Annotated in this window: 20 protein-coding genes and 1 riboswitch; of the genes, 9 read left to right on the forward strand and 11 right to left on the reverse strand. The window is 39.0% G+C overall.

Going from position 1 to position 22,850, the window contains the following annotated elements; genetic code table 11:
- Positions 1-205: 205 nt before the first annotated feature.
- The 4 genes from QCD85_RS14115 to nfsA all read left to right on the forward strand — a co-directional run bounded on the left by QCD85_RS14115 (position 206) and on the right by nfsA (position 4,302).
- Positions 206-562 (forward strand): metal-sensitive transcriptional regulator, encoded by a 357-nt coding sequence (locus QCD85_RS14115; RefSeq protein WP_274171162.1) that lies wholly within the window; start codon positions 206-208, stop codon positions 560-562.
- Between the two features lie 32 nt (positions 563-594).
- Entirely contained in the window at positions 595-807 is a 213-nt protein-coding gene (locus tag QCD85_RS14120) for a copper ion binding protein (RefSeq protein WP_204826427.1), read from the forward strand.
- A 184-nt stretch (positions 808-991) separates the two neighbouring features.
- Complete coding sequence (locus QCD85_RS14125) at positions 992-3,469, forward strand: heavy metal translocating P-type ATPase (RefSeq protein WP_301263004.1); 2,478 nt, start codon at positions 992-994, stop codon at positions 3,467-3,469.
- Positions 3,470-3,558: 89 nt separating this feature from the next.
- Positions 3,559-4,302: an oxygen-insensitive NADPH nitroreductase gene (gene nfsA, locus QCD85_RS14130; RefSeq protein ID WP_301263005.1), complete on the forward strand. Its 744-nt coding sequence runs from the start codon at positions 3,559-3,561 to the stop codon at positions 4,300-4,302.
- A gap of 95 nt (positions 4,303-4,397) precedes the next feature.
- Here the strand turns inward: nfsA and QCD85_RS14135 are convergent, their stop codons facing one another.
- Entirely contained in the window at positions 4,398-4,544 is a 147-nt protein-coding gene (locus QCD85_RS14135; RefSeq protein WP_274171161.1) for a hypothetical protein, read from the reverse strand.
- Between the two features lie 60 nt (positions 4,545-4,604).
- The gene (locus tag QCD85_RS14140; RefSeq protein ID WP_274171160.1) at positions 4,605-6,059 is read right to left on the reverse strand and encodes an MDR family MFS transporter; all 1,455 of its coding nucleotides are present in this window, start codon (positions 6,057-6,059) and stop codon (positions 4,605-4,607) included.
- Positions 6,060-6,325: 266 nt separating this feature from the next.
- Here QCD85_RS14140 and QCD85_RS14145 point away from each other — a divergent pair, with 266 nt between their 5' ends.
- Positions 6,326-8,635, forward strand: a complete 2,310-nt coding sequence (locus QCD85_RS14145; RefSeq protein ID WP_301263006.1) for a response regulator — start codon at positions 6,326-6,328, stop codon at positions 8,633-8,635.
- Between the two features lie 48 nt (positions 8,636-8,683).
- On the opposite strand, the gene QCD85_RS14150 is transcribed toward QCD85_RS14145, so the two are convergent.
- From QCD85_RS14150 to QCD85_RS14170, 5 genes are read right to left on the reverse strand one after another with little or no spacing between them, the layout of a single operon-like run.
- Positions 8,684-9,502 carry a TatD family hydrolase gene (locus QCD85_RS14150; protein WP_301263007.1) on the reverse strand — a complete coding sequence of 273 codons (819 nt, stop codon included), beginning with the start codon at positions 9,500-9,502 and terminating at the stop codon, positions 8,684-8,686.
- Complete coding sequence (locus QCD85_RS14155; protein ID WP_301263008.1) at positions 9,499-10,320, reverse strand: ABC transporter ATP-binding protein; 822 nt, start codon at positions 10,318-10,320, stop codon at positions 9,499-9,501. Before QCD85_RS14155 ends, QCD85_RS14150 begins: the two co-directional genes overlap by 4 nt.
- On the reverse strand, positions 10,307-11,104 hold the full coding sequence (locus tag QCD85_RS14160) for an ABC transporter permease (RefSeq protein WP_301263022.1): 798 nt from the start codon (positions 11,102-11,104) through the stop codon (positions 10,307-10,309). The genes QCD85_RS14155 and QCD85_RS14160 overlap by 14 nt, the downstream gene beginning before the upstream one ends.
- An 8-nt stretch (positions 11,105-11,112) precedes the next feature.
- Positions 11,113-11,403, reverse strand: coding sequence for an MTH1187 family thiamine-binding protein (locus tag QCD85_RS14165; protein ID WP_273614607.1), 291 nt, complete (start codon positions 11,401-11,403; stop codon positions 11,113-11,115).
- A 24-nt stretch (positions 11,404-11,427) separates the two neighbouring features.
- Positions 11,428-12,465, reverse strand: coding sequence for an ABC transporter substrate-binding protein (locus QCD85_RS14170; RefSeq protein ID WP_441005623.1), 1,038 nt, complete (start codon positions 12,463-12,465; stop codon positions 11,428-11,430).
- A gap of 117 nt (positions 12,466-12,582) precedes the next feature.
- A riboswitch (TPP riboswitch) is annotated at positions 12,583-12,694 on the reverse strand.
- Between the two features lie 240 nt (positions 12,695-12,934).
- On the opposite strand from QCD85_RS14170, the gene QCD85_RS14175 reads away from it, so the two are divergent.
- From QCD85_RS14175 to QCD85_RS14190, 4 genes are all read left to right on the forward strand, one after another.
- Positions 12,935-13,351, forward strand: a complete 417-nt coding sequence (locus QCD85_RS14175; RefSeq protein ID WP_204826436.1) for a pyridoxamine 5'-phosphate oxidase family protein — start codon at positions 12,935-12,937, stop codon at positions 13,349-13,351.
- A 294-nt stretch (positions 13,352-13,645) separates the two neighbouring features.
- Positions 13,646-13,822 (forward strand): aspartyl-phosphate phosphatase Spo0E family protein, encoded by a 177-nt coding sequence (locus QCD85_RS14180; protein WP_204826437.1) that lies wholly within the window; start codon positions 13,646-13,648, stop codon positions 13,820-13,822.
- A 331-nt stretch (positions 13,823-14,153) separates the two neighbouring features.
- Positions 14,154-16,439 carry a bifunctional 2',3'-cyclic-nucleotide 2'-phosphodiesterase/3'-nucleotidase gene (locus tag QCD85_RS14185; protein WP_441005624.1) on the forward strand — a complete coding sequence of 762 codons (2,286 nt, stop codon included), beginning with the start codon at positions 14,154-14,156 and terminating at the stop codon, positions 16,437-16,439.
- Between the two features lie 239 nt (positions 16,440-16,678).
- Positions 16,679-17,707: an EAL domain-containing protein gene (locus QCD85_RS14190; protein ID WP_273614609.1), complete on the forward strand. Its 1,029-nt coding sequence runs from the start codon at positions 16,679-16,681 to the stop codon at positions 17,705-17,707.
- Positions 17,708-17,819: 112 nt separating this feature from the next.
- Here the strand turns inward: QCD85_RS14190 and QCD85_RS14195 are convergent, their stop codons facing one another.
- The 4 genes from QCD85_RS14195 to QCD85_RS14210 form a co-directional block, all read right to left on the reverse strand.
- Positions 17,820-19,106, reverse strand: coding sequence for an MFS transporter (locus tag QCD85_RS14195; protein ID WP_273614610.1), 1,287 nt, complete (start codon positions 19,104-19,106; stop codon positions 17,820-17,822).
- 28 nt (positions 19,107-19,134) lie between these two features.
- On the reverse strand, positions 19,135-20,445 hold the full coding sequence (locus QCD85_RS14200; protein WP_273614611.1) for a CapA family protein: 1,311 nt from the start codon (positions 20,443-20,445) through the stop codon (positions 19,135-19,137).
- Between the two features lie 176 nt (positions 20,446-20,621).
- Positions 20,622-21,383, reverse strand: coding sequence for a class I SAM-dependent methyltransferase (locus QCD85_RS14205; protein WP_301263010.1), 762 nt, complete (start codon positions 21,381-21,383; stop codon positions 20,622-20,624).
- Positions 21,384-21,655: 272 nt separating this feature from the next.
- Positions 21,656-22,810, reverse strand: a complete 1,155-nt coding sequence (locus QCD85_RS14210; RefSeq protein ID WP_301263011.1) for a mannitol-1-phosphate 5-dehydrogenase — start codon at positions 22,808-22,810, stop codon at positions 21,656-21,658.
- Between the last annotated feature and the right edge of the window lie 40 nt (positions 22,811-22,850).

Consider the following 22,850-nt stretch of genomic DNA (forward strand, 5'->3'; position numbering starts at 1 on the left):
CTGATTAATCGGCAAAATGAACGTAATATTTAAGATGATATGGAATGAATATTTACGAAACAACAGCCTATCGTTAGCAAATAGGCTGTTTGTGCTGTAGCTTGGAAGCCTGATCCATTAAATGCTATATACATATAAATTCAAACTTGAATACCCTATGGGGGTATGTTAAGATGTAATTATAAACGATCAAGGGGGATACTTTATGGAGAAGGTAGATCATCTGAATACAGAAGATTCACTTCATGAGCATCATCAATCTTGCGATCATAGCCCGGGAGAGGTTCGTCGTAGTCATCATTCAGATGAGATGAAAAGCAATATGATCCGTCGCCTTAATCGTGTTGAAGGACAGATTCGAGGAATCAAAGGCATGATTGAAAAAGACACTTATTGCGATGATGTGCTGAATCAGATTGCAGCCGCTCAATCTGCTCTGAACTCTGTCGGTAGATTGCTGTTAGAAGGCCATATGAAGAGTTGTGTGGTCGAGCGTATCGAAGCAGGGGAAAATGAAGTGATTGACGAGCTACTTATAACGATTAATAAATTATTGAAATAATATAACGATCATAATCAAAGGAGGATATAATCATGGCAAATATTAAATTAGAAGTAGAAGGTATGTCTTGCAACCACTGTGTTCAAGCGGTAGAAGGAGCACTTCAAGAGATCGGTGCAAAAGGTAAAGTGAATTTGGAAGCCAAATCTGTTGATATTGAATATGATGCAGATCAAGTCGATATTATGAAATTGACCGATGCTATCGAAGAGCAAGGGTATGATGTAGTTTCTACAGGCGGTTAATCGTTAAGATATCCTTATTTCGTATGATCATATCATTCGATTACTTCAACGGAACCGTAGAATTATTGTAAATAAAGTAAATGTGTTGCCCTTAGTGATGCTCAGGGCAACTTTTTTTGAAAATATAAATACCCTATAGGGGTATATAAGTGATACCAATATTATTCAAAAGGAGGTTATTGTGATGAGTGTATCGTCTAATAGTAATATCAGTGATCCCCAATCTTCAGCACCTACACCGGCTTCAGATCAGACCAAGCAATTAACGTTACAGATTGGTGGAATGACCTGTGCTGCTTGTGCTACACGTATCGAAAAAGGATTACGTCGTCTAGATGGTGTTGAAGAAGTGAATGTAAATCTAGCGCTTGAACGTGCTTCTGTCACTTATGAACCGTCTGCGATTAATAAAGAACAGGTTGAACAAAAAATCGAACAATTAGGTTACCAGTCGCTCAAAGAAACTGTTGACTTGGATATTTCAGGAATGACTTGCGCCGCTTGTGCTACTCGGATCGAAAAAGGGATTAAGCGTATGGATGGTGTGTCTGCGGTCAATGTGAATTTGGCATTGGAGACAGCTAGAGTACAATACACACCAGGTACGCTAGAAACGACAGATATTATCCGCAAAGTAGAAAAGCTAGGATACACCGCTTCACCGAAAAAAGAAGAAGGTATTCAACAACGCCGAGAACATGAGGCAACGATACGTAAATGGAAATTGATAGCGTCTGCGATTTTATCATTACCTTTATTATGGGCGATGGTAGGTCATTTTAGCGTCACTTCATGGATTGGTGTACCGATGTTGTTAATGAATCCGTGGGTACAGTTAATTCTGGCAACACCGGTTCAGTTTGTGATTGGTGGTGCTTTTTATGTAGGAGCCTACAAAGCATTGCGTAGTGGAAGCGCCAATATGGATGTACTGGTAGCACTAGGGACATCGGCTGCTTATTTTTATAGTTTATTTCTAATGATTCGTTCACTGATTGTACCGGGAACGAGTGTTGAATTGTATTTTGAAGTGAGTTCTATTTTAATTACATTAATTTTGTTAGGCAAATGGTTTGAATATCGTGCTAAAGGGCGTTCTTCTGAAGCGATACGGAGTCTTATGGGGTTGCGCGCATTAACAGCTCGAATCGATCGTGATGGGGAAGAAGTAGAGATTCCTGTAGATGATGTACAGGTGGGACATCTCCTTATCGTCAAACCGGGTGAAAAAATTCCGGTGGATGGCGAAGTGGTAGAAGGTCATTCTTCTATCGACGAATCGATGCTAACCGGAGAAAGTCTACCTGTTGAAAAAACAGTCGGCGATCAGGTCATTGGAGCAACTATTAATCAGAATGGACGACTTAAATTTCGAGCGGTGCATATCGGTAAAGAGACAGCACTATCGCAAATTATTCGTGTCGTTGAAGAAGCGCAAGTCTCCAAAGCACCGATCCAGCGTCTAGCAGATGTCATCTCAGGTATTTTTGTACCGATTGTGGTCGGGATCGCTTTAGTCACCTTTGCTATCTGGTTCTGGGGTGTGGCTCCAGGTGATTTTAGTGGGGCACTGGAAAAAGCGATTGCTGTTCTAGTGATTGCTTGTCCTTGTGCATTAGGGCTTGCGACACCGACATCGATTATGGCAGGCTCTGGTCGGGCTGCGGAATACGGTATTTTATTTAAAGGCGGAGAGCATTTAGAAGCCGCACATAAAGTAGATACGGTTGTATTAGACAAAACAGGTACGATTACACGCGGCGAACCAGTTGTGACTGATATTCAATTTGCGAACAATAGTCAAGAGATGTCTGAACAGCAATGGTTGCAATGGGTAGCAGGAGCAGAGTCGGCTTCTGAACATCCACTTGCCAAAGCTATCGTACAAGGTATCAAAGAACGCGGATTACAAGCAGAATTAGTAGATACTTTTGAAGCGATACCTGGTAAGGGTATCCATGCTACGATCGGCGCACAATCGTTATGGATCGGAACCCGTCAATTGTTACAATCTCAGCAGATTGATGTACATGATCTAGAAGCAGAGATTCAACAGGTAGAACAGCAGGGTAAAACAGTGATGTTAACTGCAATCAATGGACAATATGCAGGTTGGATTGCTGTAGCCGATACAGTCAAAGAAACATCACAAGCAGCGATTGCTCGTCTCAAACAGATGGGATTACATGTCATTATGATTACAGGTGATAATGAACGTACTGCTCAAGCGATCGCTGCGCAGACAGGTGTAGACCAAGTATTAGCAGGTGTACTTCCTGAAGGCAAAGCAACTGAAATTAGCCGTTTGCAACAACAAGGTCGAATCGTAGCTATGGTCGGTGACGGTATCAATGATGCGCCTGCTCTGGCTACAGCCAATACAGGGATTGCAATCGGTACAGGAGCAGATGTAGCGATAGAAGCCGCAGATATTACCTTAATGCGCGGTGATCTGAATGGAATTGCAGACGCGATTATGCTCAGTCGACGTACAATCCGTAATATTCGGCAAAATCTATTCTGGGCACTTGCTTACAATGTGATAGGGATTCCGATTGCAGCGATAGGTTTGTTAGCGCCATGGTTAGCAGGAGCAGCAATGGCATTTAGTTCGGTATCGGTTGTATTAAATGCTCTACGCTTACAACGAATTAAATTGTAATAGACTTGCATTAACGTATAATTAATATGATAATAGTTATATATAGTCAGTTAGTTATAAATGATTAGTAGACAGGAGTGTTCGTATTTATGAATGATACAATTTCTTTATTGATGAAACACCGTTCGATTCGTAGCTATAAACCTGATCCGGTAACCGAAGAACAGTTAGAAGCGATTATTGCTGCTGGACAAATGGCATCTAGTTCTAGCAATGTGCAAGCATACAGTGTGATTGCAGTTACAGATCCAGAGCGTAAGTCCAAATTGTCTGTATTAGCAGGCAACCAACCTTATATCGAGCAATGCCCTGTATTTTTAGTATGGTGTGCGGATATGTATCGTCTGGAAAATGCAGTTCAACAACATATGCCTGAAGCAGAATCTTATGGTGATGCCGCTGAGAACTTTATTGTCGCTACTGTTGATGTAACATTAGCTGCACAAAATGCTACAGTAGCCGCTGAATCTTTGGGTCTTGGCGTTGTGTATATCGGTGGAATTCGTAACCATATTGAAGAAGTCTCTGAATTCTTGAATTTGCCTGACCATGTGTATCCTGTATACGGTATGTGTCTTGGTTATCCGAATCAAGAGCCAGGTATTCGCCCACGTTTACCACAGAAAGCTGTTTTGCATCGTGAGTCGTATCAAGCAGATACTACATTAGAAGCGATGAAAGAATACGATGATACGATGGTTCGTTATTTGTCTGAGCGTACCGGCGGAGCCAAAACAGCACCATGGTCTGCACTGATGGCTGAAAAAATGACCGCTCCTTCACGTATGCAGTTAAAATCGTTCTTAGAACGCAAAGGCTTCAATAAACGTTAATTCAAAACCATCATCATAGCACTAAGAAATAGTATACAAAAAACCGTTATCCTATGATCTTCGTAAGAAGAGCTGATAACGGTTTTTTTTGTATATTATTCTGAAAAGATTTTGACCCAACCTAGAATAGAAATAATCACAAGAATCAACGGAATAATAGATATACGTAAAATACGCGGAATAGAAATCCAGAACTTGAATAGTTTCCATTCAAGCTCTTTCCATTTTTCCCAATCTATCATGATCAAGCTCACACTCCTATAGATAGTGTAGGGTGAGACTCTTCGATTATATTGTGTTGATTAGCTACGTTCCAGTGCAGGTGAAGTAGAAGTCTGACCTTGAGGTCTAGCACCTGTAGGTGCTTCATGTTCTCGAATCGCACTGAATAACTGCTGACTGGATGGTAAGAATAACGCAATAATTAGATTCAAAACAGATACCGCAAACATTAATATAAATACATAGTGAATCCCGGAAGCTAGTTGTGATGCAGTTCCTGTCGTCACAATCGCATTGAACACCATCCCGAATACAGCTACACTAATCGTCTGTCCCAGTGAGTTCATTAACGTATTGGTCGATGTAGCTACACTACGCATTTGGAAGCCAACAGCACCCTGGATCACAACAAGTGAAGGAGTCACGATAAAGCCCATACCTAGTCCGATCAGAATCAATGAACCTACAATCACTCCATAAGACGACTGAGCATGCATCAGAGCAAGCCATAGACTACCGCCTACTACAAATGCAGATCCAAGCACAATCAGTAGCTTGGCGCCTACTTTGTACATCCAGCGTCCGGCTAAAGTAGAAGCCACAGGCCAAGCAATAGACATCGGCATAAGAGCCAGTCCAGCACTGGTAGCACTATAGCCGAATACATCTTGAATCCAGAGCGCACAGTAAACTGTTACACCCATCACCATCCAACGGGTAGAGAATCCAAGCACATAGGGAATTGATAAAATGCGGGATTGAAATAACGATAAAGGTAACATCGGTTCAGCCGCACGTTTTTCTATTTGCAAAAATAAGACCATAAAAATAATTGTAACAACAAATAAACCGATAATCATAGGTGAACCCCAGGCGTATTCTTCTCCACCTGTCAAAAGAGCTAACAACAAAGCAGTCATTCCGATCGTAAACGTAATTGCACCTGCATAATCGATCGATTTTTGCTTTTTCTCAAACGATTCATGAAAGTAAATAAAGATAAACAAAATCGCTATAATCCCTACAGGCAGATTAATAAAGAAAATCCAGCGCCATGAGATATAATCGACAAAGTAACCGCCTACCAGTGGTCCAAACAGTCCGGCTACAGACCATACAGATGAGAAGAGTCCTTGTACTTTAGCACGTTCTTTGCCAGGATACAGATCGCCTACAATTGTAAATGTAACCGGTGTGAGCGCACCTGCTCCAATCCCTTGAATAGCCCGATACCAGATCAATTCGGTCATCGAGTTAGCAAATCCACACATAATAGAACCGAGCACAAATACACCCAGTCCAATAGCGAAAATCGATTTACGACCGAACAAATCGCCTAGCTTACCAAAGATTGGTGTAGCGATACAAGTCGTTAATGTATAGATAGAGAAGATCCAACTAATCAGGCTTAATCCTCCAAGTGAAGAGATAATCCGTGGTGATGCTGTACTGACTACAGTTGAATCGAGGGCACCGATAAATAAGGCTGCAAGCAAACCTATAGTGACCATAGAACGATTGGTTGCTTTGGACATATACGTTGTTCCTTCTTCCTGAATCAAGATGTTTATTATTAACGAAAAGAGGGTTATTTGAAGCACTGCACATCGTATATCAGAATAAAATGAACGTCAAGGTTATTTACAAAATACGAACACTTGTAACAAGTCAACCATTTTTTACAAAAAAAAATGTATTTAATCAAGACAATTGCTGGAATTTAGCGTATTCTTGATGTAGTACGAATATCTTTCTATACAAACATTAAGATGGCACAACAGAGAGGAAGATTGTCTAGCAAATGAATTACAAAAACCAACAAATCTTTGGGTTTAGCATTGTTTTAACGCTAGCTATTATATTCATGGTTACTGAATTTATTATATTTAAAAATGGTTCATTTACAGGTATAGGAATGGTTGTTGCTCTATTATCTATTCTGCTTATTGTCGTTGGAGTAGGGATTGCATTTTGGACGATCAAAAGAACGACCAACCAATTAAAGCAAGTCACAACCGTGATGGAACAGATCAATTTTGATACATCTGAATCTTTGCCACGCCTACATGTTACATCTAGTGGTGAAGTAGGTAATATTGCTACAGCTTTTAATAAAATGTCTGAAGCGTTAGAAGCGCATACTCATCAAGCAAGTGAATTTAATAAGCATATCGAAGAAAGCAATTGGATACAGACCCAATTGGCTCATATCGCAAATGTATATAGAAATGTAAATGCAATCGATGAATTGGCAGAACGTTTTATTCATGAATTAACCCCTGTTGTAGGATCAGCATACGGTATTTTTTATTTTTGCGAAGAACACAATGGAATTGAAATGTTAAAACGAAAAGCATCTTATGCTACGTATAGTGATAATCCTGATCTACTTCATGCATTTAAATTTGGTGAAGGTATTATTGGACAAACGGCCCTCGAAAAAAAGACTCATATTATCAAAGCTCCATCGGATTATCCGATACGTATTCAGACAGGTGCAACGGTAATTCCTATTCAAGAAATTATGATAGTGCCCATCTTATTTGAAAATCGCACTGTCGTTGTAATTGAATTAGGAACGATTGATGAATTTTCGCAAAGACAGCAACAACTGGTTGAACGTATTGCTAATACTTTCGGTGTTGTTGTGAACAATATTGATAATCGGATGCAAGTGGATCGGTTATTACGTGAGTCACAGACACTGACAGAAGAATTGCAATCACAACAAGAGGAATTGCAAGTACAACAAGAAGAACTTCAGGCAACGAACGAGCAACTTCGTGAACGCAATCACTATTCAGAGATCAAAACAGAAGAATTACAAATTGCGCAAAAAGAACTTCAATTGTATTCAGAAGAATTGAGCCGTAGCTCGCAGTACAAATCGGAGTTTTTGGCCAATATGTCACATGAATTGCGTACACCGCTCAATAGTATTTTAATTCTGTCTCAATTGATTAGCGAAAAAGACAAAACTCATGAAGAGGATGATACGCCTCATTTTGGCGAAGTGATTCATCATTCTGGTCAAGATTTGCTTAATTTAATAGATGATATTTTGGATTTATCTAAAGTGGAAGCAGGTATGGTTGAAGTACAACGTGATTCTGTATCCGTCTATGATCTACCTGAAGTGATGGGATATAGCTTTGACAAGATTGCCGAGCAAAAAGGGATTGCATTTTCTTCAAATATTGATGAAAATGTACCAGATGTATTCTATACCGATGAGAAAAGATTGCAACAAATTATGAAAAATCTACTCTCTAACGCGTTTAAGTTTACCAGTAAAGGTTCAGTCATGATTAATATTGCATTAGCAGATGAATCGATGGTTGCTAAAGGATACAATGTTCCAGAGCAGATGGATTACATGCTAGCGATCTCGGTTACAGATACAGGAATAGGAATCAAAGAAGATAAGCAAAATCTAATCTTTGAAGCTTTTCAGCAAGAAGATGGCACAACCGAACGTCAATATGGTGGAACAGGTCTAGGATTATCGATCTGTCGTGAGTTCTCCAAATTATTAGGAGGATATGTTACTGTTCAAAGTGAATTAGGTAAAGGCAGTACCTTTACGTTGTATCTACCTTCACTTGCTATCAATGAAGAAGGACAGCCTGTTACCAAGCCATTACCTTTAACATGGATGGATCAAGAAGAACAACAAGATTCGTTAGCACGATTGCAAGGTAAGTCTGTGCTTGTAGTGGATGATGATTTACGTAATATTTTTGCGTTAGAAGGTGTGCTCAAAGGTAAAGGTATGCATGTACGTAGTGCACAGAATGGGGAAGAAGCGATTGCTTTATTAAATGCTGAATCCGCAGATATTGTGTTGATGGATATGATGATGCCGATTATGGATGGGTATGAAGCGATGCGCTGGATTCGCATGGAAGAAAAGTGGAAAAACCTACCGATTATTGCACTCACCGCCAAAGCAATGAAAGATGATCGTGAATTATGTATAGAGGCAGGAGCATCTGATTATATCAGTAAACCGATGAATGTGGAGCAGTTGTTATCTGTTATTCTGGTATGGCTTTCCGATTGGGAACATCCCCAAACGCTATACAATCAAAATCAAAAGCAACAACAATAAACATCTATCATCGTAAAATAGCACACCAAATCAGGCACAGCGTTCGTATTAAAGACGCTGTGCCTGATTTGGTGTGTAAAATGATGATGTATTTTGATAGATCAAGTGGCGAGCTTCTTGCTCTGATATCTGCTGAATCTTAGCCCATTCAGAACAGACAGTAGCAGTCATAGACGGATGAGTCATTTGTCCGGCAAAAGAACCTTCAAATGGCCACGGGCCGTCCGTTTCAGCCATCACCAGATGAGCAGGATATAGTGTAGCCAATTGCTGAATTTCCGGTTCGTACTGAATATCTGGCGTGAACGAAATATAATAACCTTTGGCTATCATACGATCAATCGTAGCAGGATATCCTTTGAACCAGTGAAAATGAGCCTGAGTGATACCATATTGTTCTAAAAGATCACAGGCGATCTCTGCATCTTCATAGACAGCATGTAAAATAACAGGCTTGTCATAAGCAGCAGCAAGTTGTAGCAAAGCAGACAATACATCGATATATCCTTGTTCATCTAATTGGTCGCCACGTTCTTCTGCTTCTTGTCGCAAGTAATATGGCAATCCAATCTCACCAATCGCTACTATATTATTGATACGTTGCTTTATCCATACCAATAACGTCTCAAGCTCCTGCGAGCCCGTTAAAGGCTGTTCTGGATGATATCCATAAGCGGGACGAACGATAGACGGGTATTGTTGAGCCAGCTTCTCATTACGCTGACAGGAAGGTAGATTCATCGAGACTGTAATCAGCGACTGGATATGATGTTCTGGAAGCGATTGAATGATTCGCTCAATCTGTTGATCTTGATATTGATCCAGATGGATATGGCTATCGATAAGCGGAGCATTGACAGGCTTCATGATTGATCACCTTCATGGGTATCACGCATCGCATTCATCAATTGTCTGCGTAGAGCAATAAATTGCGGATCATCGGTAATCTCTTCTCGCCTTGGACGAGGAAAAGGAACTACAATATTATGCAGTACAGTAGCAGGACGACGAGATAGCACATAGATTCGATCTGAAAGTAGTAATGCTTCTTCAATATGATGAGTGACAAAAATAACCGAGCGTCTATTTTCTTCCCAAATGTTCAACAACCATGATTGCATCTCACTGCGTGTAAAAGCATCTAATGCACTAAAAGGCTCATCCAGACAGAGAAGATCACGAGGTCCTAGCAAAGCTCTTAAAAACGCAACCCGCTGTTGCATCCCGCCAGATAATGTATGAGGATAAGAGGATGCAAAACCACCCAGTCCAACTTTATCTAGCCATTGTCTGGCTAATTCTAATGATTCTTTGCGTGGTAATCCTGCTACTTCGCGCGCCAAAATAACATTATCTTCAATCGTACGCCAGGGCATCAAAGCAGGTTGCTGTGGCATATAACCGCTCAATCCTTTACGACCGGTTATATTTTGTCCGTCCAAAAGGACTTGTCCTTGATCGGGAAGCACCACGCCACCAATCATTTGCAAAAGCGTACTTTTACCGGAACCAGAAGGGCCGATAATGGATACAAATTCACCTTGCTCTACATGCAGCGAAATGTCTTGCAACACATGTAAAGATTGCTTGCCCTGTGTAAAAGATTTGCTGATTCCTTGTAATGCTAATAGTGGAGTAGAGTTGTTCACCGATAAAGTCGGATCTTGAGGTTTATTTAGCGACATCTTTAGAACCTCCTTTGACAGCACGATGTTGTGCAGGGTGATGCCAGCGAACAGACCATTTTTCAATTATATTAATTAGCATAAATAACATAAGACTGATCACTACAACTACCAGTATCGCTAAAAACATATGGTCGGTGCGAAAAGCTGATTTTTGCAACATCATATAATAGCCAATCCCTTCACTACTGCTAATCCATTCAGCGATAATAGCGCCCATCACACTATAGGTTGCAGCAATTTTAACTCCAGAAAAGATCGAAGGTAAGCTAAAAGGTAATTCTAATTTCCAAAAGATCTGATTTTTAGAAGCGCCGATCATTTGCATATAATTAAGCATTGTACGATCGGTAGTAGCCAGTCCGCTCAGCGCCGCAATGGTCACCGGGAAAAAGCATACCAGAATAATCACAATTAATTTGGACAATATCCCAAATCCGAACCAGATAACGAGTAGCGGTCCCAGAGCAATCGTAGGGATATTTTGACTCAAGATCAATAATGGATACAATGCTGAACGTAGAAAAGGAATATAATGAAGCACGCCAGCGACCAGTAATCCAAAAGCAACACCTATACTAAAGCCGGATAGTGTCAATTTTAACGTCGCCCATGTATGCAAGCCCAGTCGGTCTTTCTCACTCCATGCTTCATGTCCAATCAATGCAGGACTGGGAAGAATCCATGTCTCAATATGGAATAGACTGGTTGCCAGTTGCCAGATAATCAGTAATAAAACAACCGCCCCGAGGGGCGGCCATATGCTTTTCCACCATGTATTCATCGTAGCCATTAGCGGTACTTCTCGGTTAATCCATCCATACTGATTCCGGTTGGACTATGAGCAATTTTGATCTGAGAAATAATACTCGGGCTTCCTTTTTCCACTAACGCTTCGTGCATTTGACGAACCACTTCTAACAATTCGCTAAGTTCGCCTTCCATCGTGGTCTCAAGTGGATGCACTTCATATTTCACACCGGAGGCTTGAATCACTTCTATTGCCCGGTCGACATAATCGTAAGAGTTCTCACCAGCTTGAGTTTTGGGAATAACCTGAATACTTAAAAGGGTGTGTGCCATAGTAGTCATCTCCTTATGTTCTATTTATGATTTGGTGGCTTCAGGTAAATAATCGTTTGTATACGCTTTGGTTGCATCTAACGGTTTGTCTAACAACTTCTGCTTGAACATCCAATCGGCATAACCTTCCCAGACCGATTGTTTTTGCTCGCCCCAGCGTTTGGCATCATCTTGATAACGTGGAGATAACCATTTTTGGCTAGCTTTGACCAGTGCAGGATCAAGATCAGGTACTGCTTTGAGCAATATATCTGCCGATTCATCGGGATGAGCGATTGCATATTCATATCCTTTACTGGTTGCCGCCATAAATGATTTCACAAGTGCAGGATCGGTAGCGATCTGCTTCTCATTGGTTACGATAACAGGTGTATAATAATCTAATTTATCGGAATAATCTTTTACATATAACATATCTAATGGTTGTCCGCGAAGTTCTGCTTCAATTCCTGTCCATCCATAGAATATCCATGCAAAGTCGATTCCTTTTTGTACAGCTGTAAAATAATCGGCATTACCGATATTAACACTTTTGACTTTGCTAACATCGCCACCGTCGGTATCCATAATTGATTTCATAACCGCTTCTTCAACAGGAGATCCCCATGCACCGTAGGATTTGCCTTCCATATCTTTAGGGCTTTTGATTCCGCGATCTGTAGGAGCGGCAAAGCCAGATGTATTATGCTGGATAACTGCCGCAAGTGACACTAAAGGCACTCCTTGTACACGCGCTTGAGTCACACTTTCTTGATAACTGATTCCAAAAGGCACTTCACCAGAAGCGACCATCGTATCTGCTCCACCTTGACCGGGAGCAATAATTTCGACGTTTAATCCTGCTTCTTTATAATAGCCCAGTGCTTGGGCAACATATAAGCCAGTATGATTCGTATTTGGTGTCCAGTCGAGCACGACTTTTACATCTTTAAGGGCAGATGTTGATCCTGCCTGATTGGCTGTATTGCTTGTACTTGTTGCTGAACCACATGCAGTGGTGATCCACAATAAACCTACCATTAACCAAGGTAAGCTTTGACGCCACCTTTTTTGAGTTCTCATTACCGTCATCCTTCTTTCTTCTAGCTCAAATAGTCAATCCTGTAGTACTGGATAAAAGGCATAAAAAAAACGCCCCCATCGGGACGACATAGGTGCAATTATAAGCTAGCGTACAGCATATAACGACTTGTTACTTTCCTACGCTGGCATTATCCAGATCAGGTATAAGGGTCTGTATTTATCACAATACACTCTCAGCCAGTTGCAACTAGCTCCCCTGTACATATGCGGTTTTTTTACATTGTAATTATAGACCAGAGGGTATCAACTGTCCAGTAAAGAGAATGCGGTGTCATCAGCAAAAGACAGTGTATTTCGGTTCAGTCTCGCTGTCTAAGGGTATTTACATATACGGAAGTTTGTAACTAACAAAAGTTCCATTCAATATTCTTCTATACGTATCGAATAGATATACATAGACATAGATATTGAATACACCCATACGTTTATATACAGGAGGAGATTGATCATGAGTAAAACAGCTGAAGAACAAGCGATATTAACTGCATTAGAAGGTAATCCATTTTGTGCACTAGGTACAGTAGAAAATGACAAACCTAAAGTACGCTACATGGCGCTATATAACGAAGGCTTGAATATTCATCTCGCGACAAACCGCAAAACACATAAAGTCGAAGAGTTAGAAAAAAATCCGAACTGTTATGTATTGTTGGGTTATGAAAAAGGCGGCACTAATCAAGTCGTTGAAATCGAAGGCGTAAGTGCTGTATCTACAGACGACGAATTGAAAAAACGTGTCTGGAAAGAAGAATTTAAAGAATGGTTCTCCGGTCCAGAAGATCCTGATTATGTGATCCTAGATATCAAACCACAAACGATTGAATATACAGATCAAGATGGTAACAAAAAAACGTGGACTGCGTAATCTGATACAACTTTAATGGTTTAAGATAGCAGTTATCACATAAATGACTCGGAATTTGAAATTTGCGAAACAAGAGAAATGAATGCAAAATTCAAATTCCGAGTTTTTTCGTCTTTATTTTTCCATAAAAAGGATAAAATAGGTACTTGAGGAACTTGATAAGGTATACTCAAATAAGGTATAAAAAGGTATATAGAAATATTTTATAGACTAACCTGTAAAATGACGATGATGGAATAAAATGAAAGTCTCATTGATAGCAAGATATAAGGAAATATACTGGAGGTGGTTTCCTTGAACTTAAAACAAATAGAACAACAGATTGAGCAGGAACGCCGCATATTGAACCAGATGGCAGAAGAACATGGGATGCGCGATTATCGCGTGTTAGACCAATCAGAACAATTAGATCGAATTTTAGATATGTATTTTCAATATAAAGATCGAAATACTAATTTTTTAACTCCTTAATCTCAATGAGTTATTATTTATGAAAAGAAACATGACACAATCATGTAAATTATAGAACTTTTCGCAAAATAAATCTTATTTTCATAAAAAATAGAACTAATAACCCTTCAAATATATCAGCTGATAGTATACAATTCTATCATGCGTTTCTTTTGGTAGCCTTTTTACTATTTATCTGCCTACTCTAAATCATAATTTCCAATATGATTTTTTAAAATCAGCATGTAAAGTACATTATCACTGCTTGTTCATGCTGTTATACATATAGGGCATAGAGATAAATAGAAAAAGGTCAAGCGAATGCGAATATATTTGGGAGGGGTTTTTTATTTTGAACTTGGGAAACAAAACATTTAAAAAAGCAATTACTGTCATCGCAGCTCTGCAATTGTTTGCAGTGTCGGCAGTTCCTGCTTTTGCAGCCGAAGCCACTTCTTCTGAATCTACCGTAAAATTACGTTTGTTGGAGACAACAGATATTCATGTGAACGTAATGAACTATGATTATTATTCAGATGCAGCGACAGATCAATACGGATATGCCAAAACAGCGACATTGATCAAAAATGCGCGTGCAGAAGCCAAAAACAGTGTATTGATCGATAATGGTGATTTATTACAAGGTAATCCGCTGGGTGACTATGTAGCCAAAGTTGATCCTTTAAAAGCAGGCGAAGTTCACCCTGTCTACAAAGCGATGAACCAATTGGGTTATGATGCAGGAAATATCGGTAACCATGAATTTAACTATGGTCTGGATTTCTTGGGTAACGCTCTCAAAGGCGCTAACTTCCCTTATGTGAATGCTAATATTTATACAGATGATGGTACAGGTAAAGGCGAGAAAAATTACTTTACACCTTATCTAATCTTAGATAAAGAAGTCACTGATGAAAGTGGAGCTAAACATACGATTAAAGTAGGTGTTATCGGCTTCGTACCACCACAAGTAATGCAATGGGATAGCGCAAACTTGTCGGGGAAAGTGGTTGCTAAAGATATCGTTGAAACAGCGAACAAATTTATTCCACAAATGAAAGCAGAAGGCGCAGATATTATTATTGCAGTGCCACATTCTGGCTTTGAAGATATTCCTCAAACTGAATTGATGGAAAACTCCGTATTGTACTTGAGCAAAGTGCCAGGTATCGATGCGATTATGTTCGGACATGCACACAAAGTATTCCCTAGTGCTGATTTCGCTGGTAAAACAGGCGTAGATCTAGAAAAAGGAACAATCAATGGCGTTCCTTCAGTAGAGCCAGGTTTCTGGGGCGATCACCTGGGAATTATTGATCTTGAACTAAAACAACAAGGCGACAAATGGACAGTCTCTGATTCTAAAGTAGAAGCTCGTCCAATCTATGATACTGCTACCAAAAAAGCATTGGTTGATGCAGATCAAGGTGTAGTCGATTCTGTATACAAAGAACACGAAGAAACGTTAGGATATATTCGTGGACCTGTTGGTGAATCTACTGCTCGTATCACCAGTTACTTTGCACTGGTAGAAGATGATCCATCGATCCAAATCGTAACAAACGCTCAAAAATGGTACTTGGAGAAACAACTTCAAGGGACAGAATATGAGAACTTACCTATTCTTTCTGCAGGAGCTCCATTCAAAGCAGGTGGACGTTCAGGAGCAAGTTATTACACAGATATTCCAGCAGGCACGATAGCTATCAAAAATGTATCTGACCTTTATGTATATCCAAATACAGTTCATGCTGTGCTTGTCAATGGAGCAGAAGTGAAAAACTGGTTGGAATGGTCAGCAGGACAATTCAATCAAATCGATCCAGCTAAATCAGGCGAGCAAGCGTTAATTAATATGGACTTCCCAACGTATAACTTTGATGTTATCGATGGGGTTACTTACCAAATTGATGTCACACAACCACCGAAATACGATGCAAAAGGTGCTGTTCTAAACGCATCTTCTAACCGTATTGTGAACTTGCAATTTAACGGTAAAGCTATCGATCCAGAACAAAAATTTGTAGTAGCTACAAATAACTACCGCGCTTCTTCGTCCAAATTGGCGAATCCAGATGGCAAACGTATTATTCTGGCTGCACCAGACGAGAACCGTCAAGTAATTATCGATTATATTCGTGAAAACAAAACAATCAATCCGGCTGCTGATGGCAACTGGTCACTTGCACCAATCAAAGGCAACCCAACAGTAACATTCAACACTTCTCCAAAAGCAAAAGACGCATTGTCTAGTGCCAAAGCAGTTGCAGGAGCAGATCCAATTGCTTATGTAGGAGAAGCAGCAGATGGATTTGCTAAATATTCAATTAATCTTTCTAGCGCAGCAGCAGGAGGCAAGCCAGCAGTAACACCTGCCAAACCGTCCAAACCAGCAACACCAGCGAAGCCTACCAAACCAACAACGAAGCCGGTTCCAGCACCTAAGCCGACAAAACCAGCTGTTGATAAGCCAGCTAAACCTACAGATGAGAAAACCTATATTATCAAAAAAGGTGATAATCTGTATCGTATTAGTCTGAAATATGGCGTAACATGGGAAGAACTTGCTAAATACAATAAAATTACAGATCCAACGAAGCTTCAAGTTGGAGATTCGATCGAGATTCCTGCTAGCTAATAGCAACGTAACTAGAGTGAATGATGAACGTATCAACTTCAAAGACTGCAATAGTAATTATTGCAGTTTTTGTCGTATTCAAAAATATCAAAATAAAGCCGATAATATACTGAACGCCTAATGTGATCTTGGTTGAGGATGTTATAATATGAGAAATGAAAAGTAAAGCAACTCTATTTAAACCCGATTAATTTTCACGTTTATACTACGTTTTTGTTTTAATATTAAGGAGGATCTCTATGAATTGTAGCGGTTGCAGTTATGTTCAGCCGATAGAAGACCAAGGAACAGTGTCCTTGCGACCGCTTTCTTCTTCTCTTGAAAATCTAATTCGACAACAGTCTTATGATACGTATATCATGGAAGATATTTGCTCTATTTCATATCAATCAAGAGAACAGATGCTTGATATCATGCACTGGGTACGAAGTTTACCTGAAGAAATTACATCTTGTGTATCTGTAGGTTTGTTAGGTTCAGACGATATTGGCGGAGAGCCAGTATGGTTGCCATTGTCTGTATTTGTTAATCGACTACAGCATGATGATGTTGTTGAAATTATTCGACAAAAGCAATTTACAAGCCATATGCAACCGATTGTGAATCAACATGAGCAAGTCATTGCTTATGAATTTTTGCTTCGTCCGATTATAGACGGCCCTACATTTCAGCCGTATCGCTTATTCGATATTGCGCATCAGACAGGGTTACACTCATTTTTGGATCGGGCAGCTCGTATTTCAGCGATTGAGACGAGTGCGCAATATTTACAACCAGGTATCAAACGTTTTATTAACTTTTTACCATCTTCTATTTACAATCCGCAGTATTGTTTGAGTCATACGTTTGCTGCTATTGAGCGTCTACATTTGAATCCTAAAGACTTTGTATTTGAAGTGGTTGAAACCGAAAATATTGTTGAAATGCCTAAATTACAAAATATCTTTGATGTGTATCGTAGTAATGGCATTTCTGTAGCTCTCGATGATGTAGGTTCAGGATATTCCAAGCCCGAATTAATCGATCATCTGCAACCCGATTATGTCAAAATCGATCGTAGCTTAATCGATCATTGTGATATCTCTGCTGAGAAACAGCAAAAAATTATTCATATTTTGCAGCGTTCGCAAAACCATGGTTCTACTGTGTTAGCAGAAGGTATAGAACGCCGTGAAGAATACGACTTTTGCCGTAGTATCGGAATTGAGCTAGCACAGGGTTACTTATTCGGTAAGCCTGCCGAATACCCTCGTCAAATGCTAGGTTAAATGATTGGATGTATGACTAATAATCTTGATATTTCCAAAAAGACTTTTCTTCTCAAAGTACATGAACTTGTACTGAAAAGAAAAGTCTTTCTTAAATTATTCCTATCTTTATTTATGAAGATTCAGTAGCTTGCTTAGAAGTAGATGCTACGGTTGGTTCAGAACGAGACTCCTGTAATAAATGCTTGAATTTGGAGGTACAAGCGATAATCAGTATAAACACTATAAGAGCAATACCAGCAATCGTCGTTAGTGTAATCAGATTAAAGTAACGTGCTACAATTCCTCCGGATAATAAGCCTAAAATAATACCTAAAGTAGTTAATGTTTGTAGTATAGAAATCCCTCGACCTCGAAAAGGTTTGGGTGTGATTTTCAAAAAAATAGAAGTGATAGGCAGATTAATCAAAGCATTGATAATCCCGATCGCTAGGCTCCATACATAAATAGGAGAAAGATTTGTAGCATGGATATAATTAAGTGGAGTCACACAGCTCATTAGTATACCAAAAGCAATAATAGTACATAACAAGAGTAGACTAGAATTTAATTTACGTAATAAGAAAGGGCCTATAATTGCTCCTACGACAGCTCCAATTCCTTCTATACTTTGAATCTGACCATAATCGATAGCAGGTAAACGAAACACTTGAAGCAAAATAGAAGTATACGTTGTATCAAATATCCCGGCAACAAACATAAAAGGAATCAAAATCATAAGCAAAAAGAACAGCGAAGGGATACGGTAAACAGTTTTAAGACCGGAAATCATTGATGCCCAGATCGGTTCGTGAGTTACTTTTTCTTCTGGCGTAAGATCAAGTTTGGCTTTGGATACAATAAATGAATTAGCAATCATAATAAATATAATAGAAAAGAGATATGATAAAATATCGAGTACAAAAATCATAGATACTGAAGTAGTGGTTAATAATAATCCAGCAATCGCAGGGCCTATAATGTAGACAGTAAAATAAGTACTTTGACTAATCGACATAGCTTCATTAACATGATTCTCACCAACAATATCGGGAATAAAGGAAGTGCGGGCGGGGTAAAAAATAGTTGTACCGATTCCTTTCAAAAAAACCAGAACAATAAGAGCAAGTGGAGAAGCTATACATAGAATCATAATAATATTGATCACAATTCTGAATACATCCATATAAATCATTACCAGATGCTTAGGAAAACGGTCAGCAATGGATCCTGCAAACAAACCAAAAGCTGTCGTTGCAAACAACTCTGCAAAAATTACTAAACTAATAAAAATAGGATCTGACGAATTGGAACCTATTAGAAAAATGATGGCTGTAGTGGCTATCGCATCACCCAGTCTAGAAAAGACTTGTGCTAGCCAAAAATGAAGAAACGCAGGTATTCGAAATAAAGCTAGCATATTCCATCTCCTTTACGATGCAATATCTTTAGTATATTAACTTGCCTGTACCATCTGATTGAACCTCAAAATGAACGTCATATGAAGAAGATAATGTATTCAATTGCTCAATGATTGAGGTCTGATTACTAAAAGTTGGACAACCTCTACGATAACGTGGTAATTCATGTCCAAGTGAGATAGGATGAATCGCTAAATCTATTAATTTGCCATTATCCATTGTCCACGAAGGCACAAATGATTGCCAGAACTTGAGATTAGCACCAAAGCTAGAAGTACCGTTTTTACTTTTTTTATCCAGTAAGTCTGCAATATTATGGGTATGATTTAAATTTAAATGGTTATAAAAATCAGCTGGTGCTGATTCTACAGTTTCATTTTGAAAAATAAAGTTACCTAATCCATAAAAAATAGGGCGTTCTTGATAGATTTCAATACCACGAATATGATGAGGACCGTGACAGATCATAGCATGCGCTCCTTCATCAATACATCCTCTACAAAATTCTTTTAAAAAATCAGCCGGTTCATTCTCATTTTCGTCTTTCATTTCATGGGAATGTACACTTAAAATCACATAATCTGCTTGGCGTTTGGCTTCATGAATAGATTGGTAGATACGCTGGGTATCTATCGGATTGCAACTGGTAAAAGTACCTTCCTGAGAGGGATCATCTACTTCGACAAAATCATACTCACCAAACATAAAAAAAGAATCTGGAAGTTGATCGAGTAAATGTCCATGTTGCATCGCAATATTGATTTCTGCATTAATAGAAGTGACAGCTGTTAATTCTTTTAATTGTTGCATATGAGTAGAGCTGATCTGATGAACAGTGTTGTATCTTAAAGGATTGATACCGGGACGACCAGAACAATCTACACGGCTTTCTCCAGCAATAGCTGATTCATGAAAAGTAGAAGTGACACCAATGACTGCAATACGACCTTGAGGTGTTTCTAAGTATTTGGGTTTACTTGCGGTATGTAGAGTAGAGCCAGCACCGCAATATAATAGATTCAATGCACTGATATATTTTTCAGTAGCTGCCAAACCGCCATAAGAATAATCAAGCATATGATTGTTAGCGATCGATAATATATTAAATCCATATGATTGCAAATGTTGTAAAACCTCGGGAGTTGCTGATGCCCATGTTCCTCCACTTTGAGCAGCAGGGAATCCTTCTTCCATACGGATTGTTGTTTCTAAATTGGTTAATCGTACATCATGCTTTTGAATAAAAGGAACTAACTGTTCCAAAGATAAATGACCGGGAGAAATTCGAGTAATAAAGCTATCACCTGTAGCTACAAAAGATACGGTCGAATTAGACATGAATATACAAATCCTTTCTTTTGGATAAACCAAAGGCTACTGAGTATATCAGTAGCCTTTGTAGAGGTATCCGGTTGGCCGACAGACAAATTAGTCAATGATGATAATACGATCTCTTTTCATAAATTGTCACCTCCCTCACGTAGTATAGGTATATCTATAAATATAAATAGAGATTATATTTTTTCGCAGATATATAACATTTGTGGAGAGTTCATTCGGTATGGACTGCGGTCAAAATCACCAAAAATATCAAGTACTTTGAATCCGCTACTGGATAGCATGAGATTGATTTCAGTGGCGCTAAATAATCTCATATTCAGTCTGTAATTTTTTTCAGGGCCGTCTACAGTAAGTCTTTTTTCTTCAATATGAAGTACACTGGTTGTCGGATCGAAACGGCGCTTTTCTAACATATATTTACCTTCTCCATTGCCAAACCAGGCAAGAGAGTGAAAGTTACGTATCAGATAATCACGGTTAATCAATGTTAAAATAAATTTTCCACCCGAACGTAAGCAACTATGTATCGATTGGATAATTTTAAGATTGTCTTCATAGTCTTCGATATAACCGATAGAATTTTCTAAATTCAGTACAACATCGTAATTTTCCTGACCGACATATTCTCGTCCATCTGCAAGAATAGTTTGTACTTTTCCTTGAGAACGTTGCTGGATCAACTCTAAATATTGTTTGTTAATATCTAATCCTGTAGTGTGAAATCCCATATCAGACAGTTGTAAAATATGTCTGCCGTTACAGCAGAAGAAGTCTAATATATTCGATTCAGTATCAGGATCAATAATAGAAGTCAGAAAATCGATTTGTTCCTGCAAGCCATCTACTAATATTTTTTTATAGACATCTAAATACGATTGATCGAAATAATTCGTGTCATAATCTTCGATAGGTTTTTTGATATCTATGTTATTCATTGGAAGTTAACTCCTTTAGTTTGAATTAAATCCATTTGTTGTAAGTTATTATATCATGGTGAACTGTTTTGTAAATAGTTAATTTCAAATTTTTGGAATCTAAAGGAATATTATGGATATCACCTTAAATTTGATGTGAGATTAAGTAACTTATAAAAGAAAATAAATAAAAACTCATCAATTCACCTCTACTTTTATAAGTAAATTATTACTTATAGCAGTAAAAGTATATTGATGAGTTTGGATAATACAACGTAATTTATCTATTTTGCTTAGCTTTTTAGAGATTTCAACTCTTCATAAGCAGTGATGACTTTATTATAGTCTTCGCTGTCTTTGGCAAATCCTGTTACATCGCTGACAACAGGGCCAAAGCCTTCGGCTTGAATACGTCCTTGTAGTTCAGCAGATTGAGGATCAGCTGTATTGTCATAGTGGAATGCAGCAGCAATCCCTTTGAGCAAATGATCGCGTCCTAGATCAAATTCAGTTGCCATTTTTACAGGGCCTACCAGACGATCAGCTTGTCCTAATTTGCGTAAAGGTTCGCGTCCTACACGAATCACTTCATCACGAATATATGGATTTTTGAAGCGAGTTTCGATTTTGTCGATATATTTGGCATGTTCGCCTGCATCAAAGCCATGTTTTTGTACTAATGCAGCGCCGCTTTCTTCCATCGCTGGACGTACAATCGCACGTACACCTTCATCTTGAATACTTTGGTCAATCGTTTCTAGACCTTTCAAGAAACCGATATAGGCTGTAATAGCATGACCTGTATTCAGTGTGAACAGTTTACGTTGTACATAAGCAACCAGATTGTCTGTAAGCTTCATACCATCAATTTCAGGTGTACCACCTTTAAGTTTAGGCTCTTCTACAATCCATTCGTGGAAGGCTTCTACACCTACATCTAGAATGCTGTCGCCCTGGAAAGGAGGGACGATACGGTCGACAGAACAGTTGGCAAAACCGACATTTTGCTCAGCATAGGCTTTACCTTCTTCTGAAAGGTGAGTGAGTACTTGCTCTTGTAGATGACTTGTGGCACCAACCATATTTTCACAAGCGATAATATTCAGTGAACCACCGCCTGCTGTACGTCTAGCTTCAATGCCTTGTGCAATCGTAGGCGCAATAAATTTGAGTACATTGGGGCCTACTGCGGTTGTAATAATGTCTGCACTAGCAATTTCATCAATAATGTCTGTACCATTAGAAAGACAACCCGATACATTGGTAATCGTTTCTACGCTTTTTTCCAAATCAAGAATATGAATCTGGTAGCTTTTTTTCTCATTCAGTTCATTAATCATTTGTTCGTTAATATCTGCAAAAACCACGTGATAACCTGCATTAGATAATAAAGCTCCGATAAATCCACGACCGATATTTCCTGCACCAAATTGAATCGCTTTTTTCATAATATTGCACCTCCGTAAGTATTTGTAGGATTTCCTTCTG

The organism is Paenibacillus sp. PsM32 (genome assembly GCF_030433815.1).
GTDB classification, from domain to species: domain Bacteria; phylum Bacillota; class Bacilli; order Paenibacillales; family Paenibacillaceae; genus Saccharibacillus; species Saccharibacillus kyungheensis.

Bases quoted from the DNA above. Each gene is read 5' to 3' on its own strand.
- QCD85_RS14170 (WP_441005623.1), bottom strand. From the start codon at position 12,465: ATGAGAACTCAAAAAAGGTGGCGTCAAAGCTTACCTTGGTTAATGGTA.
- QCD85_RS14115 (WP_274171162.1), top strand. From the start codon at position 206: ATGGAGAAGGTAGATCATCTGAATACAGAAGATTCACTTCATGAGCAT.
- QCD85_RS14125 (WP_301263004.1), top strand. From the start codon at position 992: ATGAGTGTATCGTCTAATAGTAATATCAGTGATCCCCAATCTTCAGCA.
- QCD85_RS14210 (WP_301263011.1), bottom strand. From the start codon at position 22,810: ATGAAAAAAGCGATTCAATTTGGTGCAGGAAATATCGGTCGTGGATTT.
- QCD85_RS14190 (WP_273614609.1), top strand. From the start codon at position 16,679: ATGAATTGTAGCGGTTGCAGTTATGTTCAGCCGATAGAAGACCAAGGA.
- QCD85_RS14140 (WP_274171160.1), bottom strand. From the start codon at position 6,059: ATGTCCAAAGCAACCAATCGTTCTATGGTCACTATAGGTTTGCTTGCA.
- QCD85_RS14160 (WP_301263022.1), bottom strand. From the start codon at position 11,104: ATGAATACATGGTGGAAAAGCATATGGCCGCCCCTCGGGGCGGTTGTT.
- QCD85_RS14205 (WP_301263010.1), bottom strand. From the start codon at position 21,383: ATGAATAACATAGATATCAAAAAACCTATCGAAGATTATGACACGAAT.
- QCD85_RS14120 (WP_204826427.1), top strand. From the start codon at position 595: ATGGCAAATATTAAATTAGAAGTAGAAGGTATGTCTTGCAACCACTGT.
- QCD85_RS14165 (WP_273614607.1), bottom strand. From the start codon at position 11,403: ATGGCACACACCCTTTTAAGTATTCAGGTTATTCCCAAAACTCAAGCT.
- QCD85_RS14195 (WP_273614610.1), bottom strand. From the start codon at position 19,106: ATGCTAGCTTTATTTCGAATACCTGCGTTTCTTCATTTTTGGCTAGCA.
- QCD85_RS14150 (WP_301263007.1), bottom strand. From the start codon at position 9,502: ATGAAGCCTGTCAATGCTCCGCTTATCGATAGCCATATCCATCTGGAT.
- QCD85_RS14155 (WP_301263008.1), bottom strand. From the start codon at position 10,320: ATGTCGCTAAATAAACCTCAAGATCCGACTTTATCGGTGAACAACTCT.
- QCD85_RS14145 (WP_301263006.1), top strand. From the start codon at position 6,326: ATGAATTACAAAAACCAACAAATCTTTGGGTTTAGCATTGTTTTAACG.
- nfsA (WP_301263005.1), top strand. From the start codon at position 3,559: ATGAATGATACAATTTCTTTATTGATGAAACACCGTTCGATTCGTAGC.
- QCD85_RS14135 (WP_274171161.1), bottom strand. From the start codon at position 4,544: ATGATAGATTGGGAAAAATGGAAAGAGCTTGAATGGAAACTATTCAAG.
- QCD85_RS14175 (WP_204826436.1), top strand. From the start codon at position 12,935: ATGAGTAAAACAGCTGAAGAACAAGCGATATTAACTGCATTAGAAGGT.
- QCD85_RS14200 (WP_273614611.1), bottom strand. From the start codon at position 20,445: ATGTCTAATTCGACCGTATCTTTTGTAGCTACAGGTGATAGCTTTATT.